The 26,405-nt window shown below is 73.5% G+C and carries 28 protein-coding genes and 1 pseudogene; 15 read left to right on the top strand and 14 right to left on the bottom strand.

The features are described 5' to 3' along the window. Positions 1 to 64: 64 nt before the first annotated feature. The 4 genes from V5O46_RS11325 to V5O46_RS11310 all read right to left on the bottom strand — a co-directional run bounded on the left by V5O46_RS11325 (position 65) and on the right by V5O46_RS11310 (position 3,070). Positions 65 to 1,027 carry an electron transfer flavoprotein subunit alpha/FixB family protein gene (locus V5O46_RS11325; protein WP_332884396.1) on the bottom strand — a complete coding sequence of 321 codons (963 nt, stop codon included), beginning with the start codon at positions 1,025 to 1,027 and terminating at the stop codon, positions 65 to 67. A gap of 52 nt (positions 1,028 to 1,079) precedes the next feature. Then, positions 1,080 to 1,868: an electron transfer flavoprotein subunit beta/FixA family protein gene (locus V5O46_RS11320; RefSeq protein WP_332884395.1), complete on the bottom strand. Its 789-nt coding sequence runs from the start codon at positions 1,866 to 1,868 to the stop codon at positions 1,080 to 1,082. Positions 1,869 to 2,088: 220 nt separating this feature from the next. Further along, a complete protein-coding gene (locus V5O46_RS11315; RefSeq protein WP_332884394.1) occupies positions 2,089 to 2,601 on the bottom strand; it encodes a flavin reductase family protein in 513 nt (170 codons plus the stop codon). A 76-nt stretch (positions 2,602 to 2,677) separates the two neighbouring features. Further along, a complete protein-coding gene (locus tag V5O46_RS11310; protein ID WP_332884498.1) occupies positions 2,678 to 3,070 on the bottom strand; it encodes a TlpA family protein disulfide reductase in 393 nt (130 codons plus the stop codon). Positions 3,071 to 3,318: 248 nt separating this feature from the next. On the opposite strand from V5O46_RS11310, the gene V5O46_RS11305 reads away from it, so the two are divergent. Next, on the top strand, positions 3,319 to 4,047 hold the full coding sequence (locus tag V5O46_RS11305) for a lysophospholipid acyltransferase family protein (protein WP_332884393.1): 729 nt from the start codon (positions 3,319 to 3,321) through the stop codon (positions 4,045 to 4,047). A gap of 27 nt (positions 4,048 to 4,074) precedes the next feature. On the opposite strand, the gene V5O46_RS11300 is transcribed toward V5O46_RS11305, so the two are convergent. The 5 genes from V5O46_RS11300 to V5O46_RS11280 all read right to left on the bottom strand — a co-directional run bounded on the left by V5O46_RS11300 (position 4,075) and on the right by V5O46_RS11280 (position 8,718). Beyond that, positions 4,075 to 4,791, bottom strand: a complete 717-nt coding sequence (locus V5O46_RS11300; protein ID WP_332884392.1) for a B3/B4 domain-containing protein — start codon at positions 4,789 to 4,791, stop codon at positions 4,075 to 4,077. Positions 4,792 to 4,799: 8 nt separating this feature from the next. Continuing rightward, the gene (locus V5O46_RS11295; protein WP_332884391.1) at positions 4,800 to 5,372 is read right to left on the bottom strand and encodes a transglutaminase domain-containing protein; all 573 of its coding nucleotides are present in this window, start codon (positions 5,370 to 5,372) and stop codon (positions 4,800 to 4,802) included. Positions 5,373 to 5,459: 87 nt separating this feature from the next. Then, a complete protein-coding gene (locus V5O46_RS11290) occupies positions 5,460 to 6,530 on the bottom strand; it encodes a threonine aldolase family protein (RefSeq protein ID WP_332884390.1) in 1,071 nt (356 codons plus the stop codon). Next, positions 6,527 to 7,273 (bottom strand): SDR family NAD(P)-dependent oxidoreductase, encoded by a 747-nt coding sequence (locus tag V5O46_RS11285; protein ID WP_332884389.1) that lies wholly within the window; start codon positions 7,271 to 7,273, stop codon positions 6,527 to 6,529. Before V5O46_RS11285 ends, V5O46_RS11290 begins: the two co-directional genes overlap by 4 nt. 47 nt (positions 7,274 to 7,320) lie before the next feature. Beyond that, positions 7,321 to 8,718 carry a DUF6421 family protein gene (locus tag V5O46_RS11280; RefSeq protein WP_332884388.1) on the bottom strand — a complete coding sequence of 466 codons (1,398 nt, stop codon included), beginning with the start codon at positions 8,716 to 8,718 and terminating at the stop codon, positions 7,321 to 7,323. A 244-nt stretch (positions 8,719 to 8,962) separates the two neighbouring features. Here V5O46_RS11280 and V5O46_RS11275 point away from each other — a divergent pair, with 244 nt between their 5' ends. After that, positions 8,963 to 9,646, top strand: a complete 684-nt coding sequence (locus tag V5O46_RS11275; RefSeq protein WP_332884387.1) for a glycerophosphodiester phosphodiesterase — start codon at positions 8,963 to 8,965, stop codon at positions 9,644 to 9,646. Positions 9,647 to 9,649: 3 nt separating this feature from the next. On the opposite strand, the gene V5O46_RS11270 is transcribed toward V5O46_RS11275, so the two are convergent. Then, positions 9,650 to 10,204, bottom strand: coding sequence for a GNAT family N-acetyltransferase (locus V5O46_RS11270; RefSeq protein WP_332884497.1), 555 nt, complete (start codon positions 10,202 to 10,204; stop codon positions 9,650 to 9,652). A 94-nt stretch (positions 10,205 to 10,298) separates the two neighbouring features. Here V5O46_RS11270 and V5O46_RS11265 point away from each other — a divergent pair, with 94 nt between their 5' ends. Further along, positions 10,299 to 10,691, top strand: coding sequence for a VOC family protein (locus tag V5O46_RS11265; protein WP_332884386.1), 393 nt, complete (start codon positions 10,299 to 10,301; stop codon positions 10,689 to 10,691). A gap of 94 nt (positions 10,692 to 10,785) precedes the next feature. On the opposite strand, the gene V5O46_RS11260 is transcribed toward V5O46_RS11265, so the two are convergent. Continuing rightward, the gene (locus V5O46_RS11260) at positions 10,786 to 11,343 is read right to left on the bottom strand and encodes a MarR family winged helix-turn-helix transcriptional regulator (RefSeq protein ID WP_332884385.1); all 558 of its coding nucleotides are present in this window, start codon (positions 11,341 to 11,343) and stop codon (positions 10,786 to 10,788) included. Next, the gene (locus tag V5O46_RS11255) at positions 11,340 to 13,091 is read right to left on the bottom strand and encodes an FUSC family protein (RefSeq protein ID WP_332884384.1); all 1,752 of its coding nucleotides are present in this window, start codon (positions 13,089 to 13,091) and stop codon (positions 11,340 to 11,342) included. Before V5O46_RS11255 ends, V5O46_RS11260 begins: the two co-directional genes overlap by 4 nt. Before the next feature lie 175 nt (positions 13,092 to 13,266). Here V5O46_RS11255 and V5O46_RS11250 point away from each other — a divergent pair, with 175 nt between their 5' ends. The 6 genes and pseudogenes from V5O46_RS11250 (at position 13,267) to V5O46_RS11225 (ending at position 17,726) form a co-directional block, all read left to right on the top strand. Continuing rightward, positions 13,267 to 13,827, top strand: coding sequence for a DUF5134 domain-containing protein (locus tag V5O46_RS11250; RefSeq protein ID WP_332884383.1), 561 nt, complete (start codon positions 13,267 to 13,269; stop codon positions 13,825 to 13,827). A gap of 129 nt (positions 13,828 to 13,956) precedes the next feature. Continuing rightward, entirely contained in the window at positions 13,957 to 14,892 is a 936-nt protein-coding gene (locus V5O46_RS11245; RefSeq protein WP_332884382.1) for a M56 family metallopeptidase, read from the top strand. Positions 14,893 to 14,972: 80 nt separating this feature from the next. After that, positions 14,973 to 15,647, top strand: coding sequence for a phosphatase PAP2 family protein (locus V5O46_RS11240; RefSeq protein ID WP_332884381.1), 675 nt, complete (start codon positions 14,973 to 14,975; stop codon positions 15,645 to 15,647). Position 15,648: 1 nt separating this feature from the next. Continuing rightward, a pseudogene (locus V5O46_RS11235) lies at positions 15,649 to 16,373 on the top strand (HAD family hydrolase). Between the two features lie 135 nt (positions 16,374 to 16,508). Then, entirely contained in the window at positions 16,509 to 16,820 is a 312-nt protein-coding gene (locus tag V5O46_RS11230) for a hypothetical protein (RefSeq protein ID WP_332884380.1), read from the top strand. Between the two features lie 186 nt (positions 16,821 to 17,006). Next, positions 17,007 to 17,726, top strand: a complete 720-nt coding sequence (locus tag V5O46_RS11225) for a TetR/AcrR family transcriptional regulator (RefSeq protein ID WP_332884379.1) — start codon at positions 17,007 to 17,009, stop codon at positions 17,724 to 17,726. Here V5O46_RS11225 and V5O46_RS11220 read toward each other — a convergent pair. After that, positions 17,705 to 19,216, bottom strand: coding sequence for an LVIVD repeat-containing protein (locus V5O46_RS11220; RefSeq protein WP_332884378.1), 1,512 nt, complete (start codon positions 19,214 to 19,216; stop codon positions 17,705 to 17,707). The two genes, V5O46_RS11225 and V5O46_RS11220, sit on opposite strands and share 22 nt — an antisense overlap. Positions 19,217 to 19,406: 190 nt before the next feature. Here V5O46_RS11220 and V5O46_RS11215 point away from each other — a divergent pair, with 190 nt between their 5' ends. Beyond that, positions 19,407 to 20,081: a DUF305 domain-containing protein gene (locus V5O46_RS11215; RefSeq protein ID WP_332884377.1), complete on the top strand. Its 675-nt coding sequence runs from the start codon at positions 19,407 to 19,409 to the stop codon at positions 20,079 to 20,081. Positions 20,082 to 20,136: 55 nt separating this feature from the next. Here the strand turns inward: V5O46_RS11215 and V5O46_RS11210 are convergent, their stop codons facing one another. Continuing rightward, positions 20,137 to 20,586, bottom strand: a complete 450-nt coding sequence (locus tag V5O46_RS11210; RefSeq protein WP_332884376.1) for a DUF6214 family protein — start codon at positions 20,584 to 20,586, stop codon at positions 20,137 to 20,139. Between the two features lie 198 nt (positions 20,587 to 20,784). Between V5O46_RS11210 and V5O46_RS11205 the strand changes: the two genes are divergently transcribed. The 5 genes from V5O46_RS11205 to V5O46_RS11185 all read left to right on the top strand — a co-directional run bounded on the left by V5O46_RS11205 (position 20,785) and on the right by V5O46_RS11185 (position 26,234). Continuing rightward, positions 20,785 to 22,128 carry an FAD-dependent oxidoreductase gene (locus tag V5O46_RS11205; protein WP_332884375.1) on the top strand — a complete coding sequence of 448 codons (1,344 nt, stop codon included), beginning with the start codon at positions 20,785 to 20,787 and terminating at the stop codon, positions 22,126 to 22,128. 149 nt (positions 22,129 to 22,277) lie between these two features. Further along, entirely contained in the window at positions 22,278 to 23,432 is a 1,155-nt protein-coding gene (locus V5O46_RS11200; RefSeq protein WP_332884374.1) for a WD40/YVTN/BNR-like repeat-containing protein, read from the top strand. An 81-nt stretch (positions 23,433 to 23,513) separates the two neighbouring features. Then, positions 23,514 to 24,191 (top strand): uracil-DNA glycosylase, encoded by a 678-nt coding sequence (locus tag V5O46_RS11195; protein ID WP_332884373.1) that lies wholly within the window; start codon positions 23,514 to 23,516, stop codon positions 24,189 to 24,191. Next, positions 24,188 to 25,150, top strand: coding sequence for an N-acetylglucosamine kinase (locus V5O46_RS11190; protein ID WP_332884372.1), 963 nt, complete (start codon positions 24,188 to 24,190; stop codon positions 25,148 to 25,150). Before V5O46_RS11195 ends, V5O46_RS11190 begins: the two co-directional genes overlap by 4 nt. Positions 25,151 to 25,310: 160 nt before the next feature. Next, positions 25,311 to 26,234, top strand: a complete 924-nt coding sequence (locus V5O46_RS11185; RefSeq protein WP_332884371.1) for a sirohydrochlorin chelatase — start codon at positions 25,311 to 25,313, stop codon at positions 26,232 to 26,234. The last annotated feature ends 171 nt before the right edge of the window (positions 26,235 to 26,405 follow it).

Raw genomic sequence — 26,405 nt, 5'->3', positions numbered from 1 at the left:
CACGGGCGAGGCCCCCGGGACCGGTGCACGGTCGCGGGGGCCTCGGCACGGCTCGGACGGGCGCTCAGCCCTTGCGGGTCCTGATCTCCTCGGTGAGCTGCGGAACGACGTCGAACAGGTCGCCGACGACGCCGTAGTCGACCAGCTCGAAGATCGGGGCCTCGGCGTCCTTGTTGATCGCCACGATCGTCTTCGAGGTCTGCATGCCCGCGCGGTGCTGGATCGCACCGGAGATGCCGGCGGCGATGTACAGCTGCGGGGAGACCGACTTGCCGGTCTGGCCGACCTGGTTGGTGTGCGGGTACCAGCCGGCGTCCACCGCGGCGCGCGAGGCGCCGACGGCCGCGCCGAGCGAGTCCGCGAGCGCCTCGATGACCGCGAAGTTCTCCGCGCCGTTGACACCACGGCCGCCGGAGACCACGATCGCGGCCTCGGTCAGCTCCGGGCGGCCGGTCGACTCGCGCGGCGTGCGCGCGGTGACCTTCGTGCCGGTGGCCTTCTCGGAGAACGACACCGACAGGGCCTCGACCGCACCGGCGGCCGGGGCCGGCTCCACGGCCGCGCTGTTCGGCTTGACCGTGATGACCGGCGTGCCCTTGGAGACACGGGACCTGGTGGTGTAGGCGGCGGCGAACACCGACTGGGTGGCCACCGGGCCCTCGTCGCCGGCCTCCAGGTCGACGGCGTCGGTGATGATGCCGGAGCCGATGCGCAGCGCCAGACGGGCGGCGATCTCCTTGCCCTCCGCGGAGGACGGCACCAGCACGGCGGCCGGGGACACGGCCTCGTGGGCGGCCTGCAGGGCGTCCACCTTCGGCACGACCAGGTAGTCGGCGTACTCGGCGGCCTCGTGGGTGAGCACCTTCACCGCGCCGTGCTCGGCGAGGGTGGCAGCGGTGCCACCGGCGCCGCTGCCGAGGGCGACGGCGACGGGCTCGCCGATGCGGCGGGCGAGCGTGAGCAGTTCCAGGGTGGGCTTGCGGACGGCGCCGTCCACGTGGTCGACGTAGACGAGAACTTCAGCCATGGGACTTCTTCTCTCCTGCTTGCGAAAGTGAGGGGCGGTCTGCGGAACGGGCTCAGATGAACTTCTGGCCCGCGAGGAACTCAGCGAGCTGCTTGCCGCCCTCGCCCTCGTCCTTGACGATCGTGCCCGCGGTGCGCGCCGGACGCTCCGTGGCGCCGTCCACCGTGGTGTAGGCGTTCTCCAGGCCGACCTCGTCGGCGTCGATGTCCAGGTCGGACAGGTCCCACGACTCCACCGGCTTCTTCTTCGCCGCCATGATGCCCTTGAAGGACGGGTAGCGGGCCTCGCCCGACTGGTCGGTCACCGACACGACCGCCGGGAGGGAGGCCTCCAGCTGCTCGGTGGCGGCGTCGCCGTCGCGGCGGCCCCTGACCGTGCCGTCCTCGACCGAGACCTCGGACAGCAGGGTGACCTGCGGGACGCCCAGGCGCTCGGCGAGCAGCGCCGGGACGACACCCATGGTGCCGTCGGTGGAGGCCATGCCGGAGATCACCAGGTCGTAGCCGGCCTTCTCGACGGCCTTGGCCAGAACCAGCGAGGTGCCGATGGCGTCGGTGCCGTGCAGGTCGTCGTCCTCCACGTGGACCGCCTTGTCGGCGCCCATGGACAGCGCCTTGCGCAGCGCGTCCTTGGCGTCCTCCGGGCCCACCGTCAGCACGGTGATCTCCACGTCGTCGTCGGAGTTCTCCGAGATCTGCAGCGCCTGCTCGACCGCGTACTCGTCCAGCTCGGAGAGCAGACCGTCCACGTCGTCGCGGTCGACGGTCAGGTCATCGGCGAAGTGCCGGTCGCCAGTGGCGTCGGGCACGTACTTCACGGTGACAACGATCCTCAAGCTCACGCCGGCTCTCCTACTGCATCGTCATTTCAGTGCTGCCTGCTTGCAGGCAGCATAGGCGCCCCAAGCGGCCGATCCCGGTCGGAGCGGGCTCCCGCTCCACCTGGAACATTACTCGTCAGTACACCCAGTTCGTTCCCGCTAAGCAAGCGCTTTGAACTGTGACCTTCGCAACGCAGCGTAACCGGAACCCGACGGGTTCGCAGACCCGCCCGGCCGCCGGTCAGTCGCGCAGACCGGTGAACCGCCCCTGGTGGTACAGCAGGGGGCGGCCGGATCCCTCGGCGTCACCGAGCAGCACCTCGGCCAGCACGATGCGGTGGTCGCCCGCGGGGACGCGACCGACGACGCGGCACACCAGGCGGGCGAGGACTCCGTCCAGCACGGGCACGCCCTCGGCACCGTCGCGCCAGACGGTGGGCGGGGCGAAGCGGTCGGCGCCGCTGCGGGCGAAGGTGGCGGCCAGCTCCCGTTGGTGCTCGCCGAGGACGTGCACGCCGACGTGCTCCGCGCGGGAGACGGCGGGCCAGCTGGAGGAACCGGTGCCGATCCCGAAGGAAAGCAGGGGCGGCTCGGCCGAGACCGAGGTCAGGGAGGTGGCGGTGAAGCCGACCGGGCCGTCCCCGCCGCGCGCGGTGATCACGGCGACGCCCGCGGCGTGCCGCCGGAAGACGGACCGCAGCAGGTCGGGGCCGGCGAGCCGGTGGGCGCCTGCCAGGTCGGAGAGGGCCGTCATGCGGGGTGTCCTTCTGCGGTTCGCCCCGGCCGGGACGGAAGGGTACGGCCGGAAGACATGGGAGCCAGACTGACGATCATCTTCTCCTACCGTCAAGGGCGGCCTCCCCCAGCGCGGCGATCACGTCCGCCTTGCGCGGCGGGCCCGCCGCCCTGCGCACCACCCGGCCGCCGGCGTCGAGCACCAGCACGGTCGGCGTCCTGACGATGTCCAGCGCGCGCACCAGCTCCAGACGTGCCTCGGCGTCGATCTCGACATGGGCGACGCCCTCGACCATCCCGGCCACCTCGCCGAGGACCCGCCGGGTGGCCCGGCAGGGCGCGCAGAAGGCGCTGGAGAACTGGACCAGCGTGGCGCGTTCGCCGAGTTCGGCCCCCAGGTCGGGGGCGCCGAGCCGGCTGCCGTCGTCCGCCTCGCGCACCTGTACCCTCCGCTCCGCCGCCGTCGCGGCCGTGCCGTGTCCGCGCAGTCGCGGGCGAGCGGCCGGTGCCCGTCCGGCCCGGCCGTCCTGTGGTGCAGCGCCCCGGGGGCCGCGAGGATTCCCGGATGCCCCGGCAGTGACCCGAAGTGACGAGAATCTCGCCGCCTCCGGGCACCAGGACTGGTTCCACGGCCGTTCTTGGGGCACGATCTGCGACAAGCCGAAAACCTACGGCTGCGTAACTTCCGACTGGGAGCCTCTCTTCCCAGGCAGAGCAGGAGGGGTCCGTCCCGCCCATGGCAGAACTCGTCTACCGCCCGGTCATCGGTCTCGCCCGCACGATGTTCAAGGTGTGGGACCTCAGGATCGACTGCCGAGGGGCGGAGAACATCCCGCGCACGGGCGGCGCCGTCCTGGTCAGCAATCACATCAGCTACCTGGACTTCGTCTTCAACGGCCTGGCGGCGCTGCCGCAGAAGCGGCTGGTGCGCTTCATGGCGAAGGAATCCGTCTTCCGGCACCGGATCTCCGGTCCGCTGATGCGCGGCATGAAACACATCCCGGTGGACCGCAGGCAGGGCGACGCCGCCTATGCGCACGCCCTGGACTCGCTGCGCTCGGGCGAGATCGTCGGGGTCTTCCCCGAGGCGACGATCTCCCAGTCGTTCACGCTGAAGAGCTTCAAGTCGGGTGCCGCGCGGCTGGCGCAGGAGGCGGGCGTCCCGCTGGTGCCGATGGCGGTGTGGGGGACGCAGCGGCTGTGGACCAAGGGCCACCCGCGCAACTTCCGGCGCAGCCACACCCCCATCACGATCAGGGTAGGCGAGGCACTGGAGGCCTCCCGCGACAAGTACGCGGGTGCGATCACCCGTCAGCTGCGCGAGCGGGTGCAGGATCTGCTGGAGGCGGCCCAGCGCGCCTACCCGGTACGGCCGAAGGGTCCGGAGGACACCTGGTGGCTCCCGGCCCACCTCGGCGGCACCGCCCCGACACAGGAGCAGCTCCGGGCGGCAGAGGCACGCTGACCTCCGGTCCCTGGCGGCCTCCGGGCCTCAGCCCTGCCGTGTGCCGCTCGCCCACCCGGCGGGGTGCACGGTGATCCAGGTTCCCGGGCTGAACCTCTCCAGCAGCTCGGCGAGTTCCCCGGCCGCCGCCTCGGCCTCGGCGACCGGCATCGGTGCCAGGGTCTCCAGCAGGAAGACGCCCGAGACGCTCTCCTCGGTGAGCCGGGTGCGCGGCCCCTGGCGCCAGTTCCAGCGCCGGCAAGTCACTCCCAGGTCGTCACGCCACACCACCTCGCCCACGTCGGGGTGCTCGACGACCTCCTCGCCGGCGGCGACGGTCACGAATCTCTCCTCCCCCGTGGCGCGTACGAGGCGCATGCCGCCCTCGACGCGGTCGATGTCCTCACCGCCGACCGGGACCAGGTGGGCGACGCTGACGGCGTTGTAGAGGTCGACCAGGAGGTTGATGCGGGGCAGACCGGCCGCGGACAGGGCCCGCTTCGCCAGCGCCTCCGCGGAGTTGCGGGTGCGCGACGGTCTGGCGCCGAAGGCCGTGTACGCCTCCCGCCAGGCGGCCATGTGCGGGTCCTCGTGCGGGGCGCGGCCGTCCAGGCGGGCGGCGAGCCGACGGGTGGCCTCGTCGAGTAGGGCGGAGGACGCCTCGCTGCTCGGGCCGTTGACCAGGCCGTGCGCCTCGACGGCGAGATGGGTGAAGCCGGGTGCGAGCGTACGCACCTCGTCGGCCACGCTCAGGGTGAGGGTCATCGCCTGCCTCAGAGTGCGGTGGGGAGGATCTGCCGGAGGTGGGTCCGGTCCGTGGCGGCCCGCAGGACGTCCAGCACGACCGGGTGCGGTTCACTGTACAGCTCCGGATAGTCCATCTCATTACACTCAGGGTCGGGTGTGAACGCGAGCCGCTCGTCACCCAGGGAGAACCGGGCGTCCACCCCGGGCTTGTTGCCGCGGGGGTCCTGCCGGTGCCAGCCGCCGTTGAACCGTACGGCGATCAGGCCGTGCACCACGTCGAACCGCTGGTAGCACAGCGCCGTCGGAATGTCCTCGGCCCGCAGCAGCGCGGCCAGGGCGTGGGCCTTGGCACAGCAGATCCCGGTGCGCCGCGCCAGGACGTCGGAGGCGCGCCAGGTGACACGGGGGTCGCCGGAGTCCTGGGAGTGCGGGATGGTGTCGCGCACGAACTCGAATGCAAGCCGGGCATAGGCATACGAGTCCTCGGCCTCGCCGGCGAGCCGGGCAGCCGTCTCCCGGACCAGCGGGTGGTCATGGTCGATGACCTCGTCGGCGGCCAAGTAGGCGGACAGGTCGGGGTTCTGCTGGATCAGCTGCATGCCCGGGAGCATAGGAATGCGGCCACCTGACGGTCAATGATTTTTCAGATGGCCGCATATTTATGCGGCTTTGGAGGGACGCTGACGTCAGCGCGCCATCTCCTCCTTGAGCGCCGCCACGAACGCGTCCACGTCATCCTCGGTGGTGTCGAACGAGCACATCCAGCGGACGTCTCCTGCGGCCTCGTCCCAGAAGTAGAAGCGGAACCGCTGCTGCAGCCGCTCGCTCACGTCGTGCGGCAGCCGGGCGAAGACCGCGTTGGCCTGCACCGGATAGCGGATCTCCACCCCGTGCACGGCGCGCACGCCCTCGGCCAGCCGCTGGGCCATCTCGTTGCCGTGCCGGGCGTTGCGCAGCCACAGGTCCTTGGCGAGCAGCGCCTCCAGCTGCACCGAGACGAACCGCATCTTGGAGGCCAGCTGCATCGACAGCTTGCGCAGATGCTTCATGCGGCGCACGGCGTCCTGGTTGAGGACCACGACCGCCTCGCCGAACAAGGCGCCGTTCTTGGTGCCGCCCAGGGAGAGCAGGTCGACGCCGACCGCGTTGGTGAACGTGCGCATGGGCACGTCCAGGGAGGCGGCGGCGTTCGCTATCCGGGAGCCGTCGAGATGCACCTTCATGCCGCGGGCGTGGGCGTGCTCGCAGATGGCCCGGATCTCGTCCGGGGTGTAGAGGGTGCCGAGCTCGGTGCTCTGGGTGATCGAGACCACCTGCGGCATGGCCCGGTGCTCGTCGTCCCAGCCGTACGCCTGCCGGTCGATCAGCTCCGGGGTGAGCTTGCCGTCGGGCGTGGGCACGGTGAGCAGCTTCAGCCCGCCGACCCGCTCCGGGGCCCCGCACTCGTCGACGTTGATGTGTGCGCTCTCGGCGCAGATCACCGCGCCCCAACGGTCGGTGACCGCCTGCAGGGCGACGACGTTGGCGCCGGTGCCGTTGAACACCGGGAACGCCTCGGCGGTGGGCCCGAAGTGGCTGCGGACCACCTGCTGGAGGTTCTCGGTGTAGACGTCCTCCCCGTAGGCGACCTGGTGCCCGCCGTTGGCCAGGGCCAGAGCGGCGAGCACCTCCGGGTGTGCGCCGGCGTAGTTGTCGCTGGCGAAGCCCCGGTACCCGGGGTCGTGGCGGCGGCGGGCGTCGGTCTTCGGGGGGTTCACGGCTTCTCGGTCAGCCACAGACGGTTTCCGTTCACTTCCGCGGCGGGCTTGTCCCAGACGCCGGCGACGGCCTCCGCCAGGTCCTTGACGTCCGTGAAGCCCGCGAACTTCGCGTTGGGCCGCTCGGCGCGCATCGCGTCGTGTACCAACGCCTTGACCACCAGGATCGCAGCCGCGGAGGTCGGCCCCTGCTCGCCCCCCGCCTTGCGGAAGTAGTCCGCCAGGGCCAGCGTCCACGCCTCGGCGGCGGCCTTGGCGGCGCCGTACGCGGCGTTGCCCGCCGTGGGCCTGCTCGCCCCGGCCGCGCTGATCAGCAGGTAGCGGCCGCGGTCGCTGCGCTGCAGCGCCTCGTGGAAGGCGAGGGAGGTGTGCTGGACCGTGCGGATCAGCAGCATCTCCAGCAGGTCCCAGTCGTCGAGCCTCGTCTTGGTGAAGGTCTCGCTGCCGCGCCAGCCGCCGACGAGGTGCACCAGGCCGTCGACGCGCCCGAACTCCTTCTCGATGCGGTCGGCCCACCGGCGGGTGGAGTCCAGGTCGAGCAGGTCGACCGTCTCGCCGGTGACCGTCGCTCCGCCGTGCGCGTAGCGGGCCGCGTCCACGGCTTCGGCCAGCCGCTCCGGATCGTTGTCCGAGCCGACCACGACCGCACCCGCATCGGCGAGCCGCAGCAGTGCCGCCCGGCCGGCGGGGCCGCCCGCACCGGCCACCGCGATCACCGCGCCGTCAAGCGCCCCGTTCCCCATGGTCCTCGCCTCCCGAGCCTGTGTCTGCGTGTCGGTGGTGCGGTCGCTCACGCGGCCGCCCGCCCGGCGCCGTCCGAGGTGATGCCGCGGGTCGCCGCGATCACCTTCCTGAGTTTCTTGGACAGGGCCTCGTAGAACATGCTCAGCGGAAACTCGTCCGGAAGCACGTCATCGACGAGTTTCCGCGGCGGCTGGGTCAGGTCCAGGGCGTCGGGGCCCTTGGCCCAGGTGGAGCCCGGGTGCGGGGCGAGGTAGGTGGAGACCAGCTCGTACCCGGCGAACCAGTGGACGAGCTTGGGGCGGTCGATGCCCTCGCGGTAGAGCTGCTCGATCTCGCCGCACAGCTGGTTGGTGACCTGCGGGGCGCGCTCCCAGTCGATGGAGAGCCTGTTGTCGGTCCACCGGACGACGTCGTGCTTGTGCAGATAGGCGAAGAGCAGCTGGCCGCCGAGCCCGTCGTAGTTGCGGACCCGCTCGCCGGTGACCGGGAACCGGAACATGCGGTCGAACAGGACCGCCACCTGCACGTCGCGGGCCTGCGGGACGCCCTCTCCGGCCAGCTTCACGGCCTCCCTGAAGGCGGTCAGGTCGCAGCGCAGCTCCTCCAGGCCGTACATCCAGAACGGCTGGCGCTGCTTGATCATGAACGGGTCGAACGGCAGGTCGCCGTGGCTGTGAGTGCGGTCGTGGACCATGTCCCACAGCACGAACGCCTCTTCACAGCGCTTCTGGTCGTGCACCATCGCAGCGACGTCCTCGGGCAGCTCCAGGCCCAGGATGTCGACGGCGGCCTCGGTGACCCGGCGGAAGCGCGCGGCCTCGCGGTCGCAGAAGATGCCGCCCCAGGAGAAGCGCTCGGGGGCCTCGCGGACGGCGATGGTCTCCGGGAAGAGCACCGCGGAGTTGGTGTCGTAGCCCGCGGTGAAGTCCTCGAAGGTGATGCCGCAGAACAGCGGGTTGTCGTAGCGGGTGCGCTCCAGCTCGGCCAGCCAGTCCGGCCACACCATGCGCAGCACGACCGCCTCGAGGTTGCGGTCCGGGTTGCCGTTCTGCGTGTACATCGGGAAGACGACGAGGTGCTGCAGGCCGTCCTGCCGGTTCGCGGCCGGCTGGAAGGCCAGCAGCGAGTCCAGGAAGTCGGGCACCTGGAAGCCGCTCTCGGCCCAGCGGCCGAGGTCCGCCACGAGGGCCTCGTGGTAGTCCCGGTCGTGCGGCAGCAGCGGGGACAACTCCCGGACGGCCTGCTGGACCTGCGCGACGGCCTGCTCGGACTCGGCGCGCCCCGGGGCGCCCTCGGCCTCGAAGTCGATCGACCCGTCCTTGGACTGCCATGGCCGGATCCGCTCCACGGCATCCTTGAGCACGGGCCAGGCCGGGTGCTCGATCACCCTGCCCACCGAAGGAACCTTCTCCTCCGAACCCACCTGCACAAGAATTTCCGTCATGTCTCATCCTCCACGGGAGAACCTCGCGTCGGCTCACACCGTACGCATATGACGTTTCAGCCAGCAAGAGGGGCCTCAGGAAATTATCCTGCCGCACCCTGGGCTTCACCGCATTTTTTCCTGCGAGACGCCGCTGGTGTGTGCTGCGCCACGGAAACGGAGCCCTCCCCGCCGTATACGGAGCGCGGCGCAGGGGAAGAGGTCCGGTTGTTGGCCCCGGTCGTCGACGGGAAATGAGCGGACCTTGAACTTCCTCACCATCGGTCACCGCGGAGTGGCGGGTGTCGAGCCCGAGAACACGCTGCGCTCCTTCGTCGCCGCCGAGCGGGCCGGCCTCGACGTCGTGGAACTGGACCTGCATCTGAGCAAGGACGGCGCACTGGTCGTCATGCACGACGCCGACGTGGACCGCACCACCGACGGCAGCGGGCCGATCGCCGAGAAGACGCTGGCCGAACTGCGTGCCCTGGACGCGGGCCGAGGCGAGCGCGTCCCGGTCTTCGAGGAGGTGGTGGACGCCGTGTCGCTGCCGCTGCAGGCCGAGATCAAGGACGCGGCGGCGGCGCGGGCGCTGGCCGAGGTGATGCTGCGGCGGGGCCTGGCCGACCGGGTGGAGGTGATCTCGTTCCACGACGAGGCGATCGTCGAGATCGCCGGACTGGTGCCGGGGGTGCGGACCGCGCTGGTCGCCGAGTACTACGGTCCCGAGGTGGTGGACCGGGCCGTCGCGGCCGGGGCGGTGACCGTCTGCCTGGATGTGCGCCGCCTCACCCTGGAGACCGTGGAGCGGGCGCGCGCCGCGGGCCTGCGGGTGCTGTCCTGGACGGTCAACACCCAGCAGCAGCTGCGGCTGGTACGGGCGCTGGGGCTGGACGGCGCGACCACCGACTACCCGGAGATCCGGCGCAGCGCCCGCTTCACCGCGTGAACGTCATGCGGTGAGCCCCCGGCCGAGCGGCTTGACCAGCAGCTCGAACTGCAGGTCCGCGCGCTGCGGGATCCCGAAGCGCTCGTCGCCGTACGGGAAGGGCGTCATCCGGCCGGTACGGCGGTAGCCGCGGCGCTCGTACCAGGAGATCAGGTCCTCGCGCACGGAGATCACGGTCATGTGCATCTCCGTGACGCCCCATGCCTCGCGGACCTGCCGCTCCGCCTCCGCGATGATCACCTTGCCGAGTCCGGCGCCCTGCATATCCGGACTGACCGCGAACATCCCGAAGTAGGCGTGGGCGTCTCGGTGTTCGAGCTGGCAGCAGGCCACGGTCCGGCCGTCCCGTTCGACGGTCAGCAGCCTGCTCTCGGGCGACTTGATCACCTCCAGCACGCCCTCGGGATCGGTCCGCTGCCCCCCGAGGATGTCCGCCTCGGTGGTCCAGCCCGCCCGGCTGGAGTCCCCCCGGTACGCCGACTCTATGAGCGCCACCAGGTCGTCGACGTCGGTGTCGACGGCGTCGCGGAAGGTCAGTCCGGTGGCGGCGGTGTCCATGGCACGGATCTCCGGCTTCTCGGCGCGGCCCGGCGCCGGTCGTCGCGGGGCGGTGGGCACCGAAGAGCGTAACCCGGGCACTAGGCTCCGGTGCATGGTGCATGTACTCAGCAGCCGCATCCTGCTCCGTCCCACCGACCCCGACCGGAGCCGCGCCTTCTACGGCGAGCAGCTCGGGCTCGCCGTGCACCGGGAGTTCGGCACCGGGCCGGAGCGGGGCACCGTCTACTTCCTCGGCGGCGGTTTCCTGGAGGTCTCCGGCCGTGCCGAGGGTCCGATGGAACCCGGTCTGAAGGTGTGGATGCAGGTCCAGGACGCGGCGGCGGCCCACGACGAGCTGCGCGCCAGGGGCGTGGAGATCGTCCGCCCGCCGCTGCGGGAGCCGTGGGGACTGATCGAGATGTGGATCGCGGACCCGGACGGCACCCGGATCGTGCTGGTCGAGGTGCCCGCTGACCATCCGCTGCGGTACCGGCCGGGCATCTGATCACGCAGGGCGGCGCCGCACGACGCGGCGCGGCCCCGGTACGGGCCCCGCCCGGTACCGGGGCCCCGGTACCGGGGCACAGCCGTGCGCGGGCTCAGTGCCGCAGGCCGCCCAGCCTGCCCTCCAGCTGGACGAGGAGGTCGCCGAGCAGGGCGGCGAGGTCGTCCCGGTGGGCGGCCGGCAGACCGGACAGCGCGTCGGTCTCGTAGCCGAGTTGCTCGGGGAGGACCGCGTCGACGAGGTCACGGCCCGCGTCCGTGAGGCGGACGTGGGCGACGCGGCGGTCACGGCTGTCGGCGCGGCGCTCGACCAGCCCGCGCTCGGTGAGCTGCCGGAGCCGTTTGGTGACGGCGGCACCGGACGAGAAGGTCTCCCGGGCCAGCTCGCCCGGGGTCAGCTCGTGCCCGGTCCGGCGCAGCGCACCGAGCAGATCGAACTCGGGGCGGCTGAGCCCGGCCCGGCGCAGCGGGGCGTCCTCGGCCTGCTGGAGGAGCGCGGCGCAGCGGTTGATCCGGCCGATGATCTCCATGGGGCCGGTGTCGAGGCCGGGGTGGACGGCCCGCCACTGCCGGACGACTCCGGCCACGGTGTCCCCGCCCCGTGCGCCCGCCCCCGCGGGCCCGTTCGCCGGGTCGTTGCCGGTTGCCGTCATGGCCGTACGTCCTCCGTGGTCGGGTCGGTGTCACGGTGCGGACGCGGCTGCCGGCGTCGCACCGAGGCAGCGAGCGTACGGTGTCCGGCCTGCTCGGCGAGGGCGACCCGCTCCTGGGGGAGCGAACACCGCGGCCACTCGCCCCCGGCGGCATCGGCGGTGGCCCGCAGCTCGGCCGGCGCGGCGACCAGCCGGCGCCGCGCGGCCGCCAGGGCGCGGGGCGCGGGGGCCGGTTCGGCCAGGAGCCGGGCGGTGCGCTCGCGGGCCCGGTGGGCGGCGGTCAGCGCCTGCTCGACGCGGTCGGCCGCGCGCCGGTCGGTGACTGCGACGGCGACCAGGAAGCCGGCCAGGGCGCCGACGAGGGTGTCCACCACCCGCTCGGCGATCAGCTCGCCGGGCCGCAGACAGCCGGCGAACTCGGTGATCAGCAGCGCCATCGGGGTCACGCAGACCGTGCCGAGCCAGTAGTTCCGGGTGATGAGCGCCTCGGCGCCGAAGGTGAGGGCGAGACAGCACAGGACGAGCAGAGCCCGGTGCAGATGGGCGAGCGGGGCGACGGCGGCGAAGAGCAGCACTCCGGCCAGGTTGCCCACGACGCGCTGGACGGTCCGGTTCCAGGTCAGGGCGAGGCCGGCCTGGTAGAGCGCGGCGGCGGTGACGAGGGCCCAGTAGGGGCGGCCGACACCGAGGGCGAGCGAGGCGTATCCGGCGAGTGCGCAGCCGAGGGCGGTGCGGACGGCGATCGGGGCGATCGGGCCGAGCCGCCACCAGGGCGGGTGGCCGGTCGCCGGCCCGGATTCCGCGCCGGGGCGTTCGTCCGCGCGGATCTCCGGGCCGGTCTCGGTGCCGGATTCCGCGCTGCCGGATTCCGCGCTGCCGGATTCCGCGCTGCCGGATTCCGCGGTGCCGGGGATCCGGCCGGTGCCGCGCAGTCCGCGGGCCCAGCAGCGCAGCCGCTCCGGGTCGGCGTCGGCGGGCGCGGCGAGCGCGGCCTCGGCGCGGACCAGGAGCCGTTCCAGGGCGCGCCGGGCGGTGGCGCGACGGCCGGCGGGCGGCAGCGACAGCAGCGCCTGCCAGGCCGTCCGCACGGCGGCGTACCCGGCGTCACGGACCCCGGTGTGACCCTCCCCGGTGCCGCGGGTGTCGGCGTACGCGGCGGCCGCACGCAGGGCGTGGGCGGTGGCACGGCGCTCGGGGCCGTGCGGACGGACCAGGCCGGGGGCCATGCCGACCAGCCAGGCCCAGCCGCCCGCCGCGGCGGCCAGCGCCAGATGTCCGGGGACCTGGGCTGCGGTCTGCGGGACGAACAGGGAGGCCGAGCTGATGAACGTGGGGACGACGTTGCCCGGCGGGCCGATGCGGGTGGCGTCGCACAGCACCTTCTGCGCGGCGGCGAGCAGGGCGCCGGCAGCGACCAGGACGACCGGGTCGCGGGTGAGGGAGGCAGTGACCAGGGCGGCGGCCAGACCGCCGAGCATGCCGAGGACCACCCAGGCCAGGGCGCGGGCACGGGCGGCGTAGGGGCGGTTGTGGGCGTACAGGGCGCACAGCGAGCCGGCCATGGTGTACATGGCCAGGTCGAGGCGGCCGAGCGCCAGCAGGGTCAGGTTGGGCGGGGCAGCGGCGGCGACGGAGCTCAGGGCCGGCTTGAACCAGATCTCGGAGGGACGGCGCAGCCGGAGCGCACCGGCCGGCGACAGCCGCCGGCGGGGCCGGTCACCGGGGACGGAGGTCGTCGCACTGCTCATGACCTTGACCTTAACAGGTGTTTCACTTGTAAAAGATAGCCTCGCTCCCGGGGAGCCCCGCGGCATGCTCCCCGGATGCACCTTTGCGCTCGCGTGCGCACCGCACCGACCGGGCATCCCTCGCCCGACCGTCGGTGTCGGATGTCGGGGCGGACCGCCGAGCGGGGAGGTGCCAGTGCACGGACCGGCGTCGTCCGGCTGGCTGCTGGTCGCGCTGTGCGCGGCGACCGGCGCCTACTGTGTGCTGCGGATGCGCAGCGGTGCCGCGGAACAGCGCCGGTCGGCGGGCGGCGAGGCGGTGATGGGCTTCGGCATGGCCGGCATGGCCGTGCCCGCTGCGGTGTTCACGCCGCCCGGCTGGGCCTGGCCCGGTTACGCCGCCCTGTTCGGGGCCGTCGGGCTGCACAGCCTGTGGGCGGCCCGGAGCGGCCGGCACCATCTGCACCACCTCGTCGGTTCCGGTGCCATGGTCTACATGTCGGTCGTGATGACGGTCTCCCCGGCCGCCGTCCACGGCCACACCGCTGCGCACGGCGGCTCCGGTGTTCCCCTGCTGACGGGTGCGCTGCTGCTCTACTTCGCCGGTTACGTGCTGCTGACCGGGGTGCGCCTGGTGCCCGTGGCCGCCGTCGACGACGGTCCGGCGGCCACGGGGTGGGGCGACCGGCCGGAGCTGGCGCGGGCGTGCCGGCTGTCGATGGGGATCGCGATGCTCGCCATGCTGCTGACCATGTGACCCGGCACCGCATCTCGCGCAGGTCCCGGTTACCGGTGGTCCGCCCGTGGCCCGCCGGGCGCCGTTGCCTGCGTCACTTTGCGGCGGCAGGCCGTGGCCCGCGCGGCCCGGCGCTCATAGGCTGCCCGCATGATCCTCCCCGCGGCCCTGTTGCTGCTCGGTGCCCTGACCGCCGTCGTCGCTCCCCGGCTGCTCGCCCGGGCCGACTGGACGGACCGCGAACCGGTGGTCGCGCTGTGGGCCTGGCAGTGCGTGGTGGCGGCCGTGCTGGTGTGCTGCGCGCTGTCGATGACGCTGAGCGCGGCGGCGGCGTGGCACTCGGTGGGCGGTTCCGTGTTCGCCCCCGCGCCGCACGGGGTGGTCGAGGCCTATGCGCTCGGCACGGCGGGCCACGGTGCGGCCACCACCGCGGTGGCGCTGGCCTGCGGCGGGCTGTGGAGCGCGGCGATGCTGGTGCGGGAGGTGCTACGGGCCCGGGCGCGGCGTCGCCTGCGCCGCGCGGAACTGCGCGACCGGGCTCCGCTGCTGCCGGGCGAGGTCCCGGGCCGGGACCGGCTGGTCGTCCTGGAGGGTGAGCGGCCGGACGCCTGGTGGCTGCCCGGCACTCCCCCGCAACTGGTGGTCACCACCGCCGCGTTGCACCGTCTGAAAGGCCGCCAGCTGGATGCGGTGCTGGCGCACGAGCAGGGGCATGCGCAGGCCCGGCACGACTGGCTGCTGCACTGCTCCGCCGCGCTCGCGGGCGGTTTCCCGCAGGTTCCGGTGTTCGCCGCGTTCCGCGACGAGATGCACCGTCTGGTGGAACTGGCCGCGGACGACGTGGCCTCCCGCCGCTTCGGCCGGCTGACGACGGCCCTGGCACTGGTGGAACTGAACGAGGGCCGCGGTGTGTTCGGCCCGTGTCCCGCCGCACAGGCCCAGGTCCCGCAGCGGGTGCACCGGCTGCTCGCCCCCCAGGACCGGCTGCCGGCGGGCAGACGGCTGCGGCTGACCGCGGCGGCCTCCCTGGTACCGGTCGTTCCCGTGCTGGTGGCGTTCGTCCCCGGGCTGCGCGCGCTGGGATAGCAGACCGGCCCGGTCCCCCGTTCGGCGGTGCCGCGGTGGGTGATTGGCTCCGCGCCGGGCGCTTCGGCGACCATCGAAGGATGCCGACGCCGCCCCTCGCCTCGCCGCCCCGCCCGCGTGCGGCCGTCACCCTGGCCTGGCTGCTGGGCGTGTGCTCCACGCTGCTGCTGCTGCTCGTCGTGACCGGATGGCGGCCCCTGGTCGCGCTGGACGAGGAGGTCGCGCGGAGCACGCACCGCTGGGCGGTCGAGGAACCGGGCGTCACCCGCGCCTGCCGGATCCTGACGGACTGGGTGTGGGACCCGTGGGCGATGCGGCTGCTGTGCGGGGGCGCGGTGGTGTGGCTGGTGGTGTGGCGGGGGGACCGGTGGACCGCCGGGTGGCTGGCCGCGGCCTGCGCCCTGGGAACTCTGGCGCAGCAGGGCCTGAAGTCGCTGGTCGGGCGGGACCGGCCGGACTGGCCGGACCCCGTGGACAGAGCCGACTACGCGGCCTTCCCGTCCGGGCACGCCATGACCGCGGCCTTCGTGTGCGGTCTGCTGCTGTGGCTGCTGCACCGCTGCGGCGCCCCGCCCGCGGTGCGCCGGGCCGGGCTCACCGTGGCGGTGCTCTCCGTGGCCGGTGTCGGCTTGACCCGGGTGTGGCTGGGCGTGCACTGGGCGACGGATGTCGTCGGCGGCTGGCTGCTGGGCGGGCTGACGGTGGCTCTGGCGGTTCTCGCCCACCGGCGGTGGCACGGCGACCGGTCCGCCTAGCATCGCGGGCACGACCGCCGTGCTGTTCGACTTCTCCGGGACCCTGTTCCGCATCGACTCCACCGGAGCATGGCTGCGCGCGGTCCTCGTACGGGCCGGGGTGACGACCGTGCCCGAGTCCGAGCCGTCCGTCAGGGCACGGGCGCTGGAGACGGCCGGGGCACTGCCCGGTGGGGCGGAACCGCTGCGGGTGCCCCTGAGCCTCGCCGCTCTGTGGGAGGTGCGGGACCAGAGCACCCGGCTGCACCGGGAGGCGTGCACCGGGCTGTCCCGGCAGGTGCCGCTGCCGCGGCCCGACCTGCCCGACGCGCTGTACGACCGGCACACTGTGCCGGCCGCGTGGCAGCCGTACCCGGACGCCGGCGAGGGGCTGCGCACGCTGCCCGTGCGCGGGATCGCCGTGGGCGTGGTCAGCGGTATCGGGTGGGACCTGCGCCCGCTCGTCCGCGCGCACGGCCTCGGCCCCCGGGTGGACACCCATGTGCTGTCGTGCCAGCACGGCGTCCGCAAGCCGGATCCGCGGCTGTTCGCCACCGCCTGCACGGACCTCGGCGTCGCCCCGGGCCGCACCGCCGTCGGCCCGATGGTCGGGGACGACCGCCGGGCCGACGGCGGTCGCGGCGGCCCTCGGGTGCACCGTCCGCTCTCGTGGGCCGGCTGCCGGTGGCCGAGCGGCCGGACGCCCTGCGCGCGGTCCTGGACCTGATCCGGACCGACCTGGCGTGACCGGTCGGCCTCACGTGACCGGTCGGCCCGACGGGCCGAGGCGTTCGTGCGCCTGTACTGCGCCCTTGTGACCCCCGTCCGAGGGGTCGACCGTGATGCGTGGTCGGAGGACACCGCGCTGACAGGGGGCTTCAGGTGGGAGACAGGTTGGAGGAGGCGACGAGGCGGCTGACGCTCTGGCGGGCGGTCGTCCTGCACCGCGCGGCGGCGGCGACACAGGGGCTGCACCAGCGGCGCAACGCCGCCGTGCATGCGGCGCACCTGCGCGGGGTACCGGTGCCGGAACTCGCGGCGCGGCTGCGTCTGTCGCAGGGGCGGGTGCGCACGGTGCTCAGGAAGCAGGCGCTCACCGGAGAGGGGACACCTCGGGCGGCTCCGCGGGAGCGGCCCGCAGGGGACGGGGCGCCCGGGGAAGGACAGCCGCCGGCTGTGGAGGAGGCCGCCTGACGATGCGCGGCACCGGAGCACCGAAGGGACCCGCGGCCGCGAGCGGGGCGGGCAGACGGGCCCGCCCGTCTCGGACGATCCCCCGTGTCGCCCGAGACGGACGGCGACCGGACTGGCCCGCGGCGGAACCGGTCCGGGAGCGCTGAGTATAGTTGGCTGGCAGCCAGTCAACGCAGGAGTTACAGGATGTCCCCGCGGAGCGCCTCGGTCAATGAAGAGTTGCGCAGGCGGTCGAAAGAGCGGCTCCTCCAGGCCGCGGTGGAGCTGGTGGGCGAGCACGGCTACGAGTCGACAACGCTGTCGGACATCGCCGACCGGGCGGGCTCCGCACGCGGACTGGTGTCGTACTACTTCCCCGGCAAGCGGCGGCTCGTGCAGTCCGCCGTGCACCGGCTGATGCACCGCACGCTGGAGGAGGCGCTGGAGCGCGAGCCGCGCACCGAGGACGGCGCGGAGCGGCTGGCGCGGGCCGTCGACGCGATCCTGGGCCTCGCCCGGGACCGGCCCGTGCTCATGCGCCAGCACATGGCGGGGCTGCTGCAGGCCGAGGGCTTCGTGCCCTGCCCGGAGCAGCAGCGGCTGGCCGAGCTGCTGCGGGACACCGTCGCCCGGCACGGCTCACGGGACGTCGACCGTGACTACCCGATGCTGCGGGCGCAGCTGATGGGCGCCGTCTACGCAGCCCTGGTGCCGGGGGTGCCGATGCCGGTGCCGGTGCTGCGCGCCGAGTTGTTCGCGCGCTACCGGCTGGCCTGGGAACTGGGGGACCCGCCGGGCGCCGAGGCGCCCGGCGGGCGGGACGGGACGGATCTGTCCCGGTTCTTCGCGACCGGGTCCGCTCCGCCGTGCGGGCCGGCCGGGACTGCCGGGCCCGGCCGGCCGGATCAGTCTCGCCGGCCGAAGTAGTCGGGCTGCGTCTGGACGTTCAGCTCACGCAGGCGGACCCGCTCGGCCGGGTCCGTGCGCCGGTCGCTGAGCTCGAGGACGTCGAGGCCCTTGGCGATGTCGTTCGAGTAGATGTAGCCGTTGTAGTAGTACGCCGACCAGGAGCCGCCGGTGGTGATCCGGTCCGTGGTCAGCGGGCCGCGTTCGAAGTACGCGATCTCCCTCGGTCGCCGGGAGTCGGTGAACTCCCAGACGGAGACGCCGCCCTGGTACCAGGCCTGCACCATGATGTCGCGGCCCCTGACCGGGATCAGCGAGCCGTTGTGGGCCACGCAGTTCTCGGTGTCCGCCTGGTGGCGCGGGATCTTGAAGTAGCTGCGGAAGACCAGCTTGCTCCGCTTGCCCTTGCCGACGATGTCGTAGATACCGTCCGCTCCGCGGTTCGGCCCGATCTCCGCGTTGCAGGTGGCTCCTCCGCCACCGCCCAGCTCGTCGGTGAACACGACCTTGTTCGCCCGCTGGTTGAAGGTGGCCGAGTGCCAGAAGGCGAAGTTGACGTTGTCCTGGACCTGGTCGATCACCCGCGGGCGCTCCGGGTTCCTGATGGAGAACAGGATGCCGTCGCCCATGCAGGCACCGGCCGCCAGGTCCCTGGACGGCAGCACGGTGATGTCGTGGCAGCCGGTGGTCTTGGACACCCCCGGGTTGGTGGGCCCGCCCGGGTTGCCCCCGCCGTCCGGGCCGTCACCGGGGAACAGCACCGGGAAGGCGACGACCTTCGCCTTCTCGGGGGCCCTGCGCGGCACCTTGATGACCGAGATGCCGTCGTGCGGCGGCCGGCAGTCGGGGTAGGCGGCGTTCGGCGAGTAGGAGGCGACATAGATGTAGACGTTGCGGCGCTCGGGCACCAGCGTGTGGGTGTGCGAGCCGCAGGCGGTCTCGACCGCGGCGACGTACTTCGGGTTGCGCTTGTCGCTGATGTCGAAGACCTTCATGCCCTCCCACGAGGACTTCTCCGTCGCCGGCTGGGTGGTGCTGTGGCAACTGCTGTCGCTGCGCGAGGAGTCGGTGGACAGGAACAGCAGGTCGCCGGAGACGGAGATGTCGTTCTGGCCGCCCGGACACAGCACCTGGGCGACCGTCCTCGGGGCCCTGGGGTTGCTGATGTCGAAGATGCGGAAGCCGTCGTAGTTGCCGGCGAAGGCGTACTTCCCCTGGAAGGCCAGGTCGGAGTTGGTGCCCGGCAGCACGTCCTTGGGGATGTTGGCGAGGTGCCGGATGTTGTCGGAGTGGACGACCTCGTCCCGGGCGGGTATCTCGCCGCTCTCGAGGGCGTCCTGCACCTCGGCCCGGTCGCTGCCGGACACCTCCCGGGAGGCGGCCGGACCGTCCCCCGGGTCGGGGGTCGCGGTGGCCGGAGCTGCGGTGAGCAGTGCGGCCAGGAGTCCGGCGGCGGCGGCCGCAACTCCCAGGCGTCTGCCTCGTGTTCGCGGGTCGTTCAACAGGATCACTGTCTTCCTCCCTCGGTCCGTTCGCTCGGGAACGGCACACACCTCCGCAGTATCGTCTTCGCCATGCACATACCAACAGAGGGCAACGGTCACATGGTGAAGTTTTCTGATCAGTGACACGCGGAAGCGTGCTAACACGGTCACGGCACTCACGAGGTGCCGCCCCTCGCACCCGCCCCAGGAGGTCGTCGTGCCCTTCCGTCCCGCGTCCCGTGCGTCGCTCGCCACCGCCTCGCTGGCCGCCCTGGCCGTACTCGCGCTCGGGGCGTGCGACTCCGGCGAGGAGACCGGGTCCGCCGCGGCGGACGGGCCTTCGGTCCTCGTGCCGGGCCTGCCGGGCGAGGACAACCGCACCCTGTCCGCCGAGGAGGCCCGCGAGCAGCGCACCGACGACGATTCACCCAACGCCGCGGACGTCACCTACGCACGCATGATGATCGTGCACCACGAACAGGCGCTGGTCATGACCGACCTGGCGCCGGACCGGGCCGCGTCGGGCGGGGTCAAGCGGCTCGCCGAGCGCATCGCCGCCGCCCAGGGGCCGGAGATCGACGCCATGCGCGGCTGGCTGACCGGGCACGGCAAGAAGGAGACAGAGACGGGTCCGGACGGCGGGCACGGCGGGCACGACCACTCCGCGATGCCCGGGATGGCGACCGAGGCGCAGCTGAAGAAGCTGCGCCAGGCGCGCGGCGAGGCGTTCGACCAGCTCTTCCTCACCCTGATGATCACCCACCACGAGGGCGCGCTCACCATGGTCGCCGACGTGAAGGCCCAGGGGAACAACGTGCAGATCGAGGAGATGGCGGACGACGTGGTGGCGACCCAGACCAGCGAGATCGTGCGGATGCGCGGGATGCTGTGACCGAGGCACCGCCCGAGGCCCCGCCAGGGCGGGTGCGGAGGCCGGCCGGGCCCGGTCAGCGGCGCGTGCGGCGCGGTGTCAGCAGGCCCTCGTCCCGCGCCCGGCCGATCAGCCGGAGCGCCCGGCGGCGGCTGTGCCCGGTGGCGCACATCACCGCGAGCACCGGGTCGGCTCCCTGCCGGTGTGCGGTGCGGTACGTCTGCGCCAGCTGCCGCTGCCCCTCCCGGCCGCCCGGCCAGGCCGGCCTCGCCCGGCGCCCGGTGGGGCGAGGTGCTCCGCCGGACACCGGTCGGCAGGCCTCGGCCAGCGGGCCCTCCAGCCATTCGCCGAGCACCGCGAGGTCGTCGAGGGACAGCGGCGGCTCGGCCCGTACGTCCTCGATCCGCACGCCCTGCGCGGACAGCACCGCGAGCGCCTCCACCCGGGCCCCGTCGGCGAAGGCCAGCCGGACCTCGAACCACGAGGTGACGCCGCCGCTCGCCCGCACGTTCCACGCGTGTCGCACGGTCGTCTCACCATCGCCCGGACAGCGGTCGGAAAGCTGAAGAGAACGATCAGCGAAGGATGCTTCGAGCATACACGGAACGTAACCTCATGATCACACTCCATACGAACGGACACGCGTCCCGTACGGCGCACCGCACCCTGTCAGCGGACGGTGCGCGGTGCCATGCTGGAAGCACCCTGGGAAGGGAGACCCGCCGTGCTGCGTGTCGCCGTCGTCGGTTCGGGACCGAGCGGGTGCTACACCGCGCAGAGCCTCGTGCAGCAGGACGCCGCGGTGCAGGTCGACGTCCTGGACCGGCTGCCCTGCCCGTACGGCCTGGTGCGGTACGGGGTGGCGCCGGACCACGAGAAGATCAAGTCCCTGCAGAACACCCTGCGCACGGTACTGGAGCACGAACGCGTCCGGTTCCTCGGCGGCATCCCGGTCGGCGCGGGCGGCGTGCCCGCCGACCGGCTGCACGACCTGTACCACGCGGTCGTGTACTGCGTCGGCGCCGCCACCGACCGGCGGCTGGGCGTCCCCGGCGAGGATCTGCCCGGCAGCTGGTCCGCGACCGAGTTCGTGTCCTGGTACAGCGCGCATCCGGACGCCACGGAGGACGGGTTCCTGCACGGCGTCCGCTCGGCGGTGGTCATCGGGGTGGGCAACGTCGCCGTGGACGTCACCCGGATGCTGGCCCGCGGTCCGGCCGAGCTGAGCCGAACCGACATGCCGCAGGCGGCGCTCACCGCGCTCGCCGACGGTCGGGTGCGGGACGTCCGCATGGTGGGCCGGCGCGGCCCCTCGCAGGCCCGGTTCACCACCAAGGAGCTGCGCGAGCTGGGCACCCTGCCGGACACCGGGGTCACGGTGGATCCGGCGGAGGCGGCGCTGGACCCCGCGTACCTGGACCCCTCCGCGCTGCCGGGACCGCGGCGCCGCAATGTCGAGGTGCTGCGCGGCTGGGCCGCCCGGCCCCCGGGGGACGCCGCCCACCGGATCGGCCTGCGCTTCTTCCTCCGCCCCGTGGAACTGCTGGCCGAGGCGGGGCGGGTGGGCGCCGTGCGCTTCGAGCGGACGGCACCGGACGGCGCCGGCGGCGTGCGGGGCACCGGACGGTACGAGGAGATCGAGGCGCAGCTGGTGCTGCGGTCGGTGGGGTACCGCGGAGTGCCGGTGGAGGGGCTGCCGTTCGACGCCGTGAGCGGCACCGTGCCGCATGTGGCCGGGCGGGTGCGGCGCGACGGCGACGTCGTCCCCGGAGTGTACGTCGCCGGCTGGATCAAGCGCGGCCCGACGGGGGTCATCGGCACCAACCGCCCCTGCGCGAAGGAGACGGTGGCCTCGGTGCTGGAGGACTCCGCGGTACTCGCCGGCCGGGAGCTGCCCGCCGACCCGCTGCCGGCGCTGCGCGCCGAGGGGCTCCGGCCGGTCGAGTGGTCGGGCTGGCGGGCCATCGAGCGCGCCGAGGCGGAGCTGGGCGCCGCCCTCGGGCGCGGGGTGGTCAAGCTGCCCGACTGGGAGTCCCTGCTGACGGCGGCGCGGACGGCGCAGGACTGAGCCCGGGGGGACGGGTCGCCGGCCGCGCGCCCGCCGGCTCCGGCCCGCTCGGCCGCCGCCCGGTCCTCCCCGCCACGTCGGCCGTCCGGCCGGCATGCTGCCGTGGCCTGGGTGACCTGGGGCGACGGGCAGCCCGGAGGTGATTGTCAGTGGCGGGGTGCAGACTGGCCGGTGTCCAGGACGAAGGCGTCGACGAAGACGCCGCGGAGGTGATCGGCATGACCGAGGTACTGCTCGCCGTGGGCACCCGCAAGGGTCTGTTCATCGGGCGCCGACGGGCTGGCGCCTGGGAGTTCGACGAGAGTCCCTACTTCAACGCGCAGGCCGTGTACTCGGTCGCGATCGACACACGCGGGGCGAACCCGCGGCTGCTGGCCGGCGGCGACAGTGCGCACTGGGGCCCGTCGGTGTTCCACTCCGACGACCTGGGGCGCAGTTGGACCGAGCCGGCTCGGCCGGCCGTCAAGTTCCCCAAGGACACGGGGGCTTCGCTGGAGCGGGTGTGGCAGCTGCACCCGGCCGCCGCGGAGCCCGACGTGGTCTACGCGGGCACGGAACCGGCCGCGCTGTACCGCTCGGAGGACCGCGGGGAGACCTTCGAGCTGGTCCGTCCGCTGTGGGAGCACCCGACCCGGTCGCAGTGGATGCCCGGCGGCGGGGGCGAGGGGCTGCACACGGTGCTCACCGACGCCCGCGACCCACGGGCCGTGACCGTCGCCGTCTCCACCGCGGGCGTGTTCCGCACCACCGACGGCGGTGCGAGCTGGGCGCCCTCCAACTCCGGTGTCTCCGCGGTGTTCCTGCCGGACCCCGACCCCGAGTTCGGCCAGTGCGTGCACAAGGTGGCCAGGGACGCGGCCGACCCCGACCGGCTGTATCTGCAGAACCACTGGGGCGTCTACCGCAGCGACGACGCCGGCGCGCACTGGACCGACATCGGCGAGGGCCTGCCGTCCACGTTCGGATTCGCCGCGGCGGCCCATCCGCACCGGGGCGACACGGCGTATGTGTTCCCGATCAACGCCGACTCCGACCGGGTACCGGCCGACCGGCGGTGCCGGGTCTTCCGGACCGCGGACGCGGGCCGGAGCTGGGAGCCCCTCTCGGCGGGCCTGCCCCGGGAGGACCACTACGGGACGGTCCTGCGCGACGCGCTGTGCACGGACGACGAGGACCGCGCAGGCGTGTACTTCGGCAATCGCAACGGAGAGCTGTTCGCCTCGGACGACGAGGGTGACAGCTGGCGGCAGTTGGCCTCGCATCTGCCGGACGTGCTGTGTGTGCGGGCCGCGGTGGTCGGATGAGCCGGACCGGGGGGAGTCGGCCGGGGCCCGGCCTTGGCCACCGGTTGATCGCCGTCACCCGTACGGCAGTAGGGTGACGCCGTGGCACCACGACCCTTGCACGAAATCGTCGAATCAGGCTGGGCCAAGGCCCTGGAACCGGTCGCCGGGCGGATCACCGCCATGGGCGAGTTCCTGCGCGCGGAGATCGCCGCCGGCCGTACCTACCTCCCGTCCGGGCCGCATGTCCTGAGGGCCTTCCAGCAGCCCTTCGACGAGGTACGGGTCCTGATCGTGGGACAGGACCCGTATCCGACGCCGGGCCATGCGGTGGGGCTGTCCTTCTCGGTCGCCCCGGAGGTGCGCCCACTGCCCGGCAGCCTCCTCAACATCTACCGCGAGCTCGGCACCGACCTGGGCCTGCCCCAGCCGGCCAGCGGGGACCTGACGCCGTGGACCCAGCAGGGGGTGCTGCTGCTCAACAGGGCGCTCACCACCGCTCCGCGCCGTCCGGGCGCCCACCGGGGCAAAGGCTGGGAGGAGGTCACGGAGCAGGCCATCCGGGCGCTGGCCGGGCGCGGCAAGCCGCTGGTGTCCATCCTGTGGGGCCGCGACGCCCGCAACCTGCGTCCACTGCTCGGCGATCTCCCGGCGGTGGAGTCCGCCCATCCCTCCCCGATGTCCGCCGACCGCGGATTCTTCGGCTCCCGCCCCTTCAGCAGGGCCAACGACCTGCTGATGCGGCAGAGCGGGCAGCCGGTCGACTGGCGTCTGCCGTGACGGACGGCTTCCTGGCCGTCGACTCCGGCGGCTCCGGCCTGCGCCTGGCCGTCGGCACCGCGGAGCGCGGACCGCTGGGACGGCGAGTGTCGCGGGAGCCGGTGCGCACCGGGGCACGGGGTGTCGACCCGGAGCATCTGCTGGAGCAGCTGCTGCCGATGGCGCGGGCGCTGTCGGCGGAGGCAGGGCTGGAGCGGATCGGCACCGTCGTCGTCGGAGCCGCCGGACTGGCCACTCTCGGCGACGCCCTGCGCGCCGAGCTGCCGGGCGCGCTCGACCGGGAGCTGGGCGCCCGGACGGTGGCGCTCGCCGCCGACGCCGTGACCGCCTACGTCGGCGCCCTGGGGCCGCGGGCCGGTGCCGTGGTCGCCGCGGGCACCGGACTGGTCGCGGTCGGCACCGATCTGGCGCGGTGGCGCCGGGCGGACGGCTGGGGCCATCTGCTGGGCGACTGCGGAGGCGGCGCATGGATCGGCCGGGCCGGCCTGGAGGCGGCACTGCGCGCCCATGACGGCAGGGAGGGCGGGTCCGCCGTGCTGCTGGCCCGCGCCGAGGAGCGGTTCGGTCCGGTGGCGGAGCTGCCCGGCCGGCTCTATCCGCGGCCGGACCGGCCCGCCGTGCTCGCGTCCTTCGCACCCGACGTGGCCGCCGGAGCCGACGGCGACCCGGTCGCCGCGGGCATTCTGCGCGCCGCCGCCCGGCACCTGGCCGACTCGGCCGCCGCGGTGTGCCCGGCCGGGGGCGCGCCCCGGGTGGCCGTCACCGGCGGGTTGCTGAGGCTCGGCGAGCCGCTCACGGTACCGCTGGAGGAGGAGCTGGCGCGGCGGCTGCCGCAGGCCCGTCCGGTACCGGCCACGGGCGAGCCGCTGGACGGCGCGGTGCGGATCGCGGGCGACCTGGCCACCGGGTCCCTCACGCTCCCGGACGACGCCCGGATGCTGACGGTGACGACTTGCTGAACGCCTGACGGCGGGTGACCGGATCGCTCCCCCGCGGGGAGGGGAATCATGCCGATGTCGGCCGATCCGTACATCACTCTTCCGACAAAACCGGACGGATACCGCTCACCTGCACCCTCCCCGAACAGGGGAGCACACAAAGCCAGTAACATGCGGCGCCATGAGTTCCCCCACTGGGCCCGCGTCCGGCCTGCCAGTACGAATGCCGCGCCCCCGCCAGCCCGGACGGCACCGCCGTCCCGAACCCGCGGTGGCTCCCGAGGGCGCGCCCGCGCTCGTCCTCGCGGTGCCGGGCACGCCCAGTGGTGCCACGCGGGGGCTCGCCGAGGAAGTCGTCAGCATCGCCCGCTCCGAGCTGCCGGGACTCGACGCGCTGATCGGGTACCTCGACGGGGACGACACGGAGTTCCCGACGCTGCAGTCCGTGCTCGTGCACACCGCCCAGGAGCGCACCGCCCGCTACGAGCAGGCGCTCGCCGCCGGTGTCGAGGCCCGGGAGCCCGAGGGCCCGGTCGCCGTGGTGGTGCCGCTGCTGGCCGGCCCGGACAGCGCCCTGCTGCGCCGGATCCGTCAGGCCGTGATGGACAGCCGGGTCGCCGCCGAGCTGACCGATGTGCTGGGCCCGCACCCGCTGCTGGCGGAGGCGCTGCACGTGCGCCTCTCCGAGGCCGGTCTGGCCCGCGCGGACCGCGCCCGGCTGTTCACCGTGGCGACCGCAGCGGACGGCATCATCCTGGCGTCCGTGGGCGGCGAGGAAGCCGTGCAGGCCGCCGGGATCACCGGCATGCTGCTGGCCGCGCGGCTGGCCGTGCCGGTGATGGCCGCGGCGCTGGACCAGGAGGGTTCGATCGTCTCCGTGGCCGAGCAGCTGCGTTCCTCCGGCTCGCAGCAGCTGGCACTCGCACCGTATCTGATCGGCCCCGAGATCGACGCGGCCCTGCTGGAGGAGGCCGCCAAGGAGGCGGGCTGCTCGGCGGCCGAGGCGCTCGGCCCGTATCCGGCCGTGGGCAAGCTGGCGCTGGCCAAGTACACGACGGCGCTGGGCATCACCCCGCAGCAGCCGCAGGGCGCGCAGGTCCGCTGACCCGTCGCCCCCGGCCCGCGTACCACTGCAAGGGCCCGCTCCGGACGCGGAGCGGGCCCTTCGCGTACGGAGCACGGCCGGTTCGACGGGCCGTCGGAGAGCCGTTCGGAGTCGCGTTCGGGGCCTCGGCTGGGCCCCGGCCTGCGGCCTGTGGCCGCACCGGGCGGCGCG

This window comes from Streptomyces poriticola (genome assembly GCF_036689765.1).
GTDB lineage: Bacteria > Actinomycetota > Actinomycetes > Streptomycetales > Streptomycetaceae > Streptomyces > Streptomyces poriticola.
Note: the sequence above shows the minus strand (reverse complement) of the source record. Positions and strands in the feature narration are given on the sequence as shown.

What these genes read in the sequence shown, in the direction of transcription:
- V5O46_RS11325 (WP_332884396.1), bottom strand. Translation starts at nt 1,027, where the DNA reads ATGGCTGAAGTTCTCGTCTACGTCGACCACGTGGACGGCGCCGTCCGC.
- V5O46_RS11315 (WP_332884394.1), bottom strand. Translation starts at nt 2,601, where the DNA reads ATGACGGCCCTCTCCGACCTGGCAGGCGCCCACCGGCTCGCCGGCCCC.
- V5O46_RS11305 (WP_332884393.1), top strand. Translation starts at nt 3,319, where the DNA reads ATGGCAGAACTCGTCTACCGCCCGGTCATCGGTCTCGCCCGCACGATG.
- V5O46_RS11300 (WP_332884392.1), bottom strand. Translation starts at nt 4,791, where the DNA reads ATGACCCTCACCCTGAGCGTGGCCGACGAGGTGCGTACGCTCGCACCC.
- V5O46_RS11295 (WP_332884391.1), bottom strand. Translation starts at nt 5,372, where the DNA reads ATGCAGCTGATCCAGCAGAACCCCGACCTGTCCGCCTACTTGGCCGCC.
- V5O46_RS11285 (WP_332884389.1), bottom strand. Translation starts at nt 7,273, where the DNA reads ATGGGGAACGGGGCGCTTGACGGCGCGGTGATCGCGGTGGCCGGTGCG.
- V5O46_RS11280 (WP_332884388.1), bottom strand. Translation starts at nt 8,718, where the DNA reads ATGACGGAAATTCTTGTGCAGGTGGGTTCGGAGGAGAAGGTTCCTTCG.
- V5O46_RS11270 (WP_332884497.1), bottom strand. Translation starts at nt 10,204, where the DNA reads ATGGACACCGCCGCCACCGGACTGACCTTCCGCGACGCCGTCGACACC.
- V5O46_RS11265 (WP_332884386.1), top strand. Translation starts at nt 10,299, where the DNA reads ATGGTGCATGTACTCAGCAGCCGCATCCTGCTCCGTCCCACCGACCCC.
- V5O46_RS11260 (WP_332884385.1), bottom strand. Translation starts at nt 11,343, where the DNA reads ATGACGGCAACCGGCAACGACCCGGCGAACGGGCCCGCGGGGGCGGGC.
- V5O46_RS11255 (WP_332884384.1), bottom strand. Translation starts at nt 13,091, where the DNA reads ATGAGCAGTGCGACGACCTCCGTCCCCGGTGACCGGCCCCGCCGGCGG.
- V5O46_RS11245 (WP_332884382.1), top strand. Translation starts at nt 13,957, where the DNA reads ATGATCCTCCCCGCGGCCCTGTTGCTGCTCGGTGCCCTGACCGCCGTC.
- V5O46_RS11240 (WP_332884381.1), top strand. Translation starts at nt 14,973, where the DNA reads ATGCCGACGCCGCCCCTCGCCTCGCCGCCCCGCCCGCGTGCGGCCGTC.
- V5O46_RS11225 (WP_332884379.1), top strand. Translation starts at nt 17,007, where the DNA reads ATGTCCCCGCGGAGCGCCTCGGTCAATGAAGAGTTGCGCAGGCGGTCG.
- V5O46_RS11185 (WP_332884371.1), top strand. Translation starts at nt 25,311, where the DNA reads ATGAGTTCCCCCACTGGGCCCGCGTCCGGCCTGCCAGTACGAATGCCG.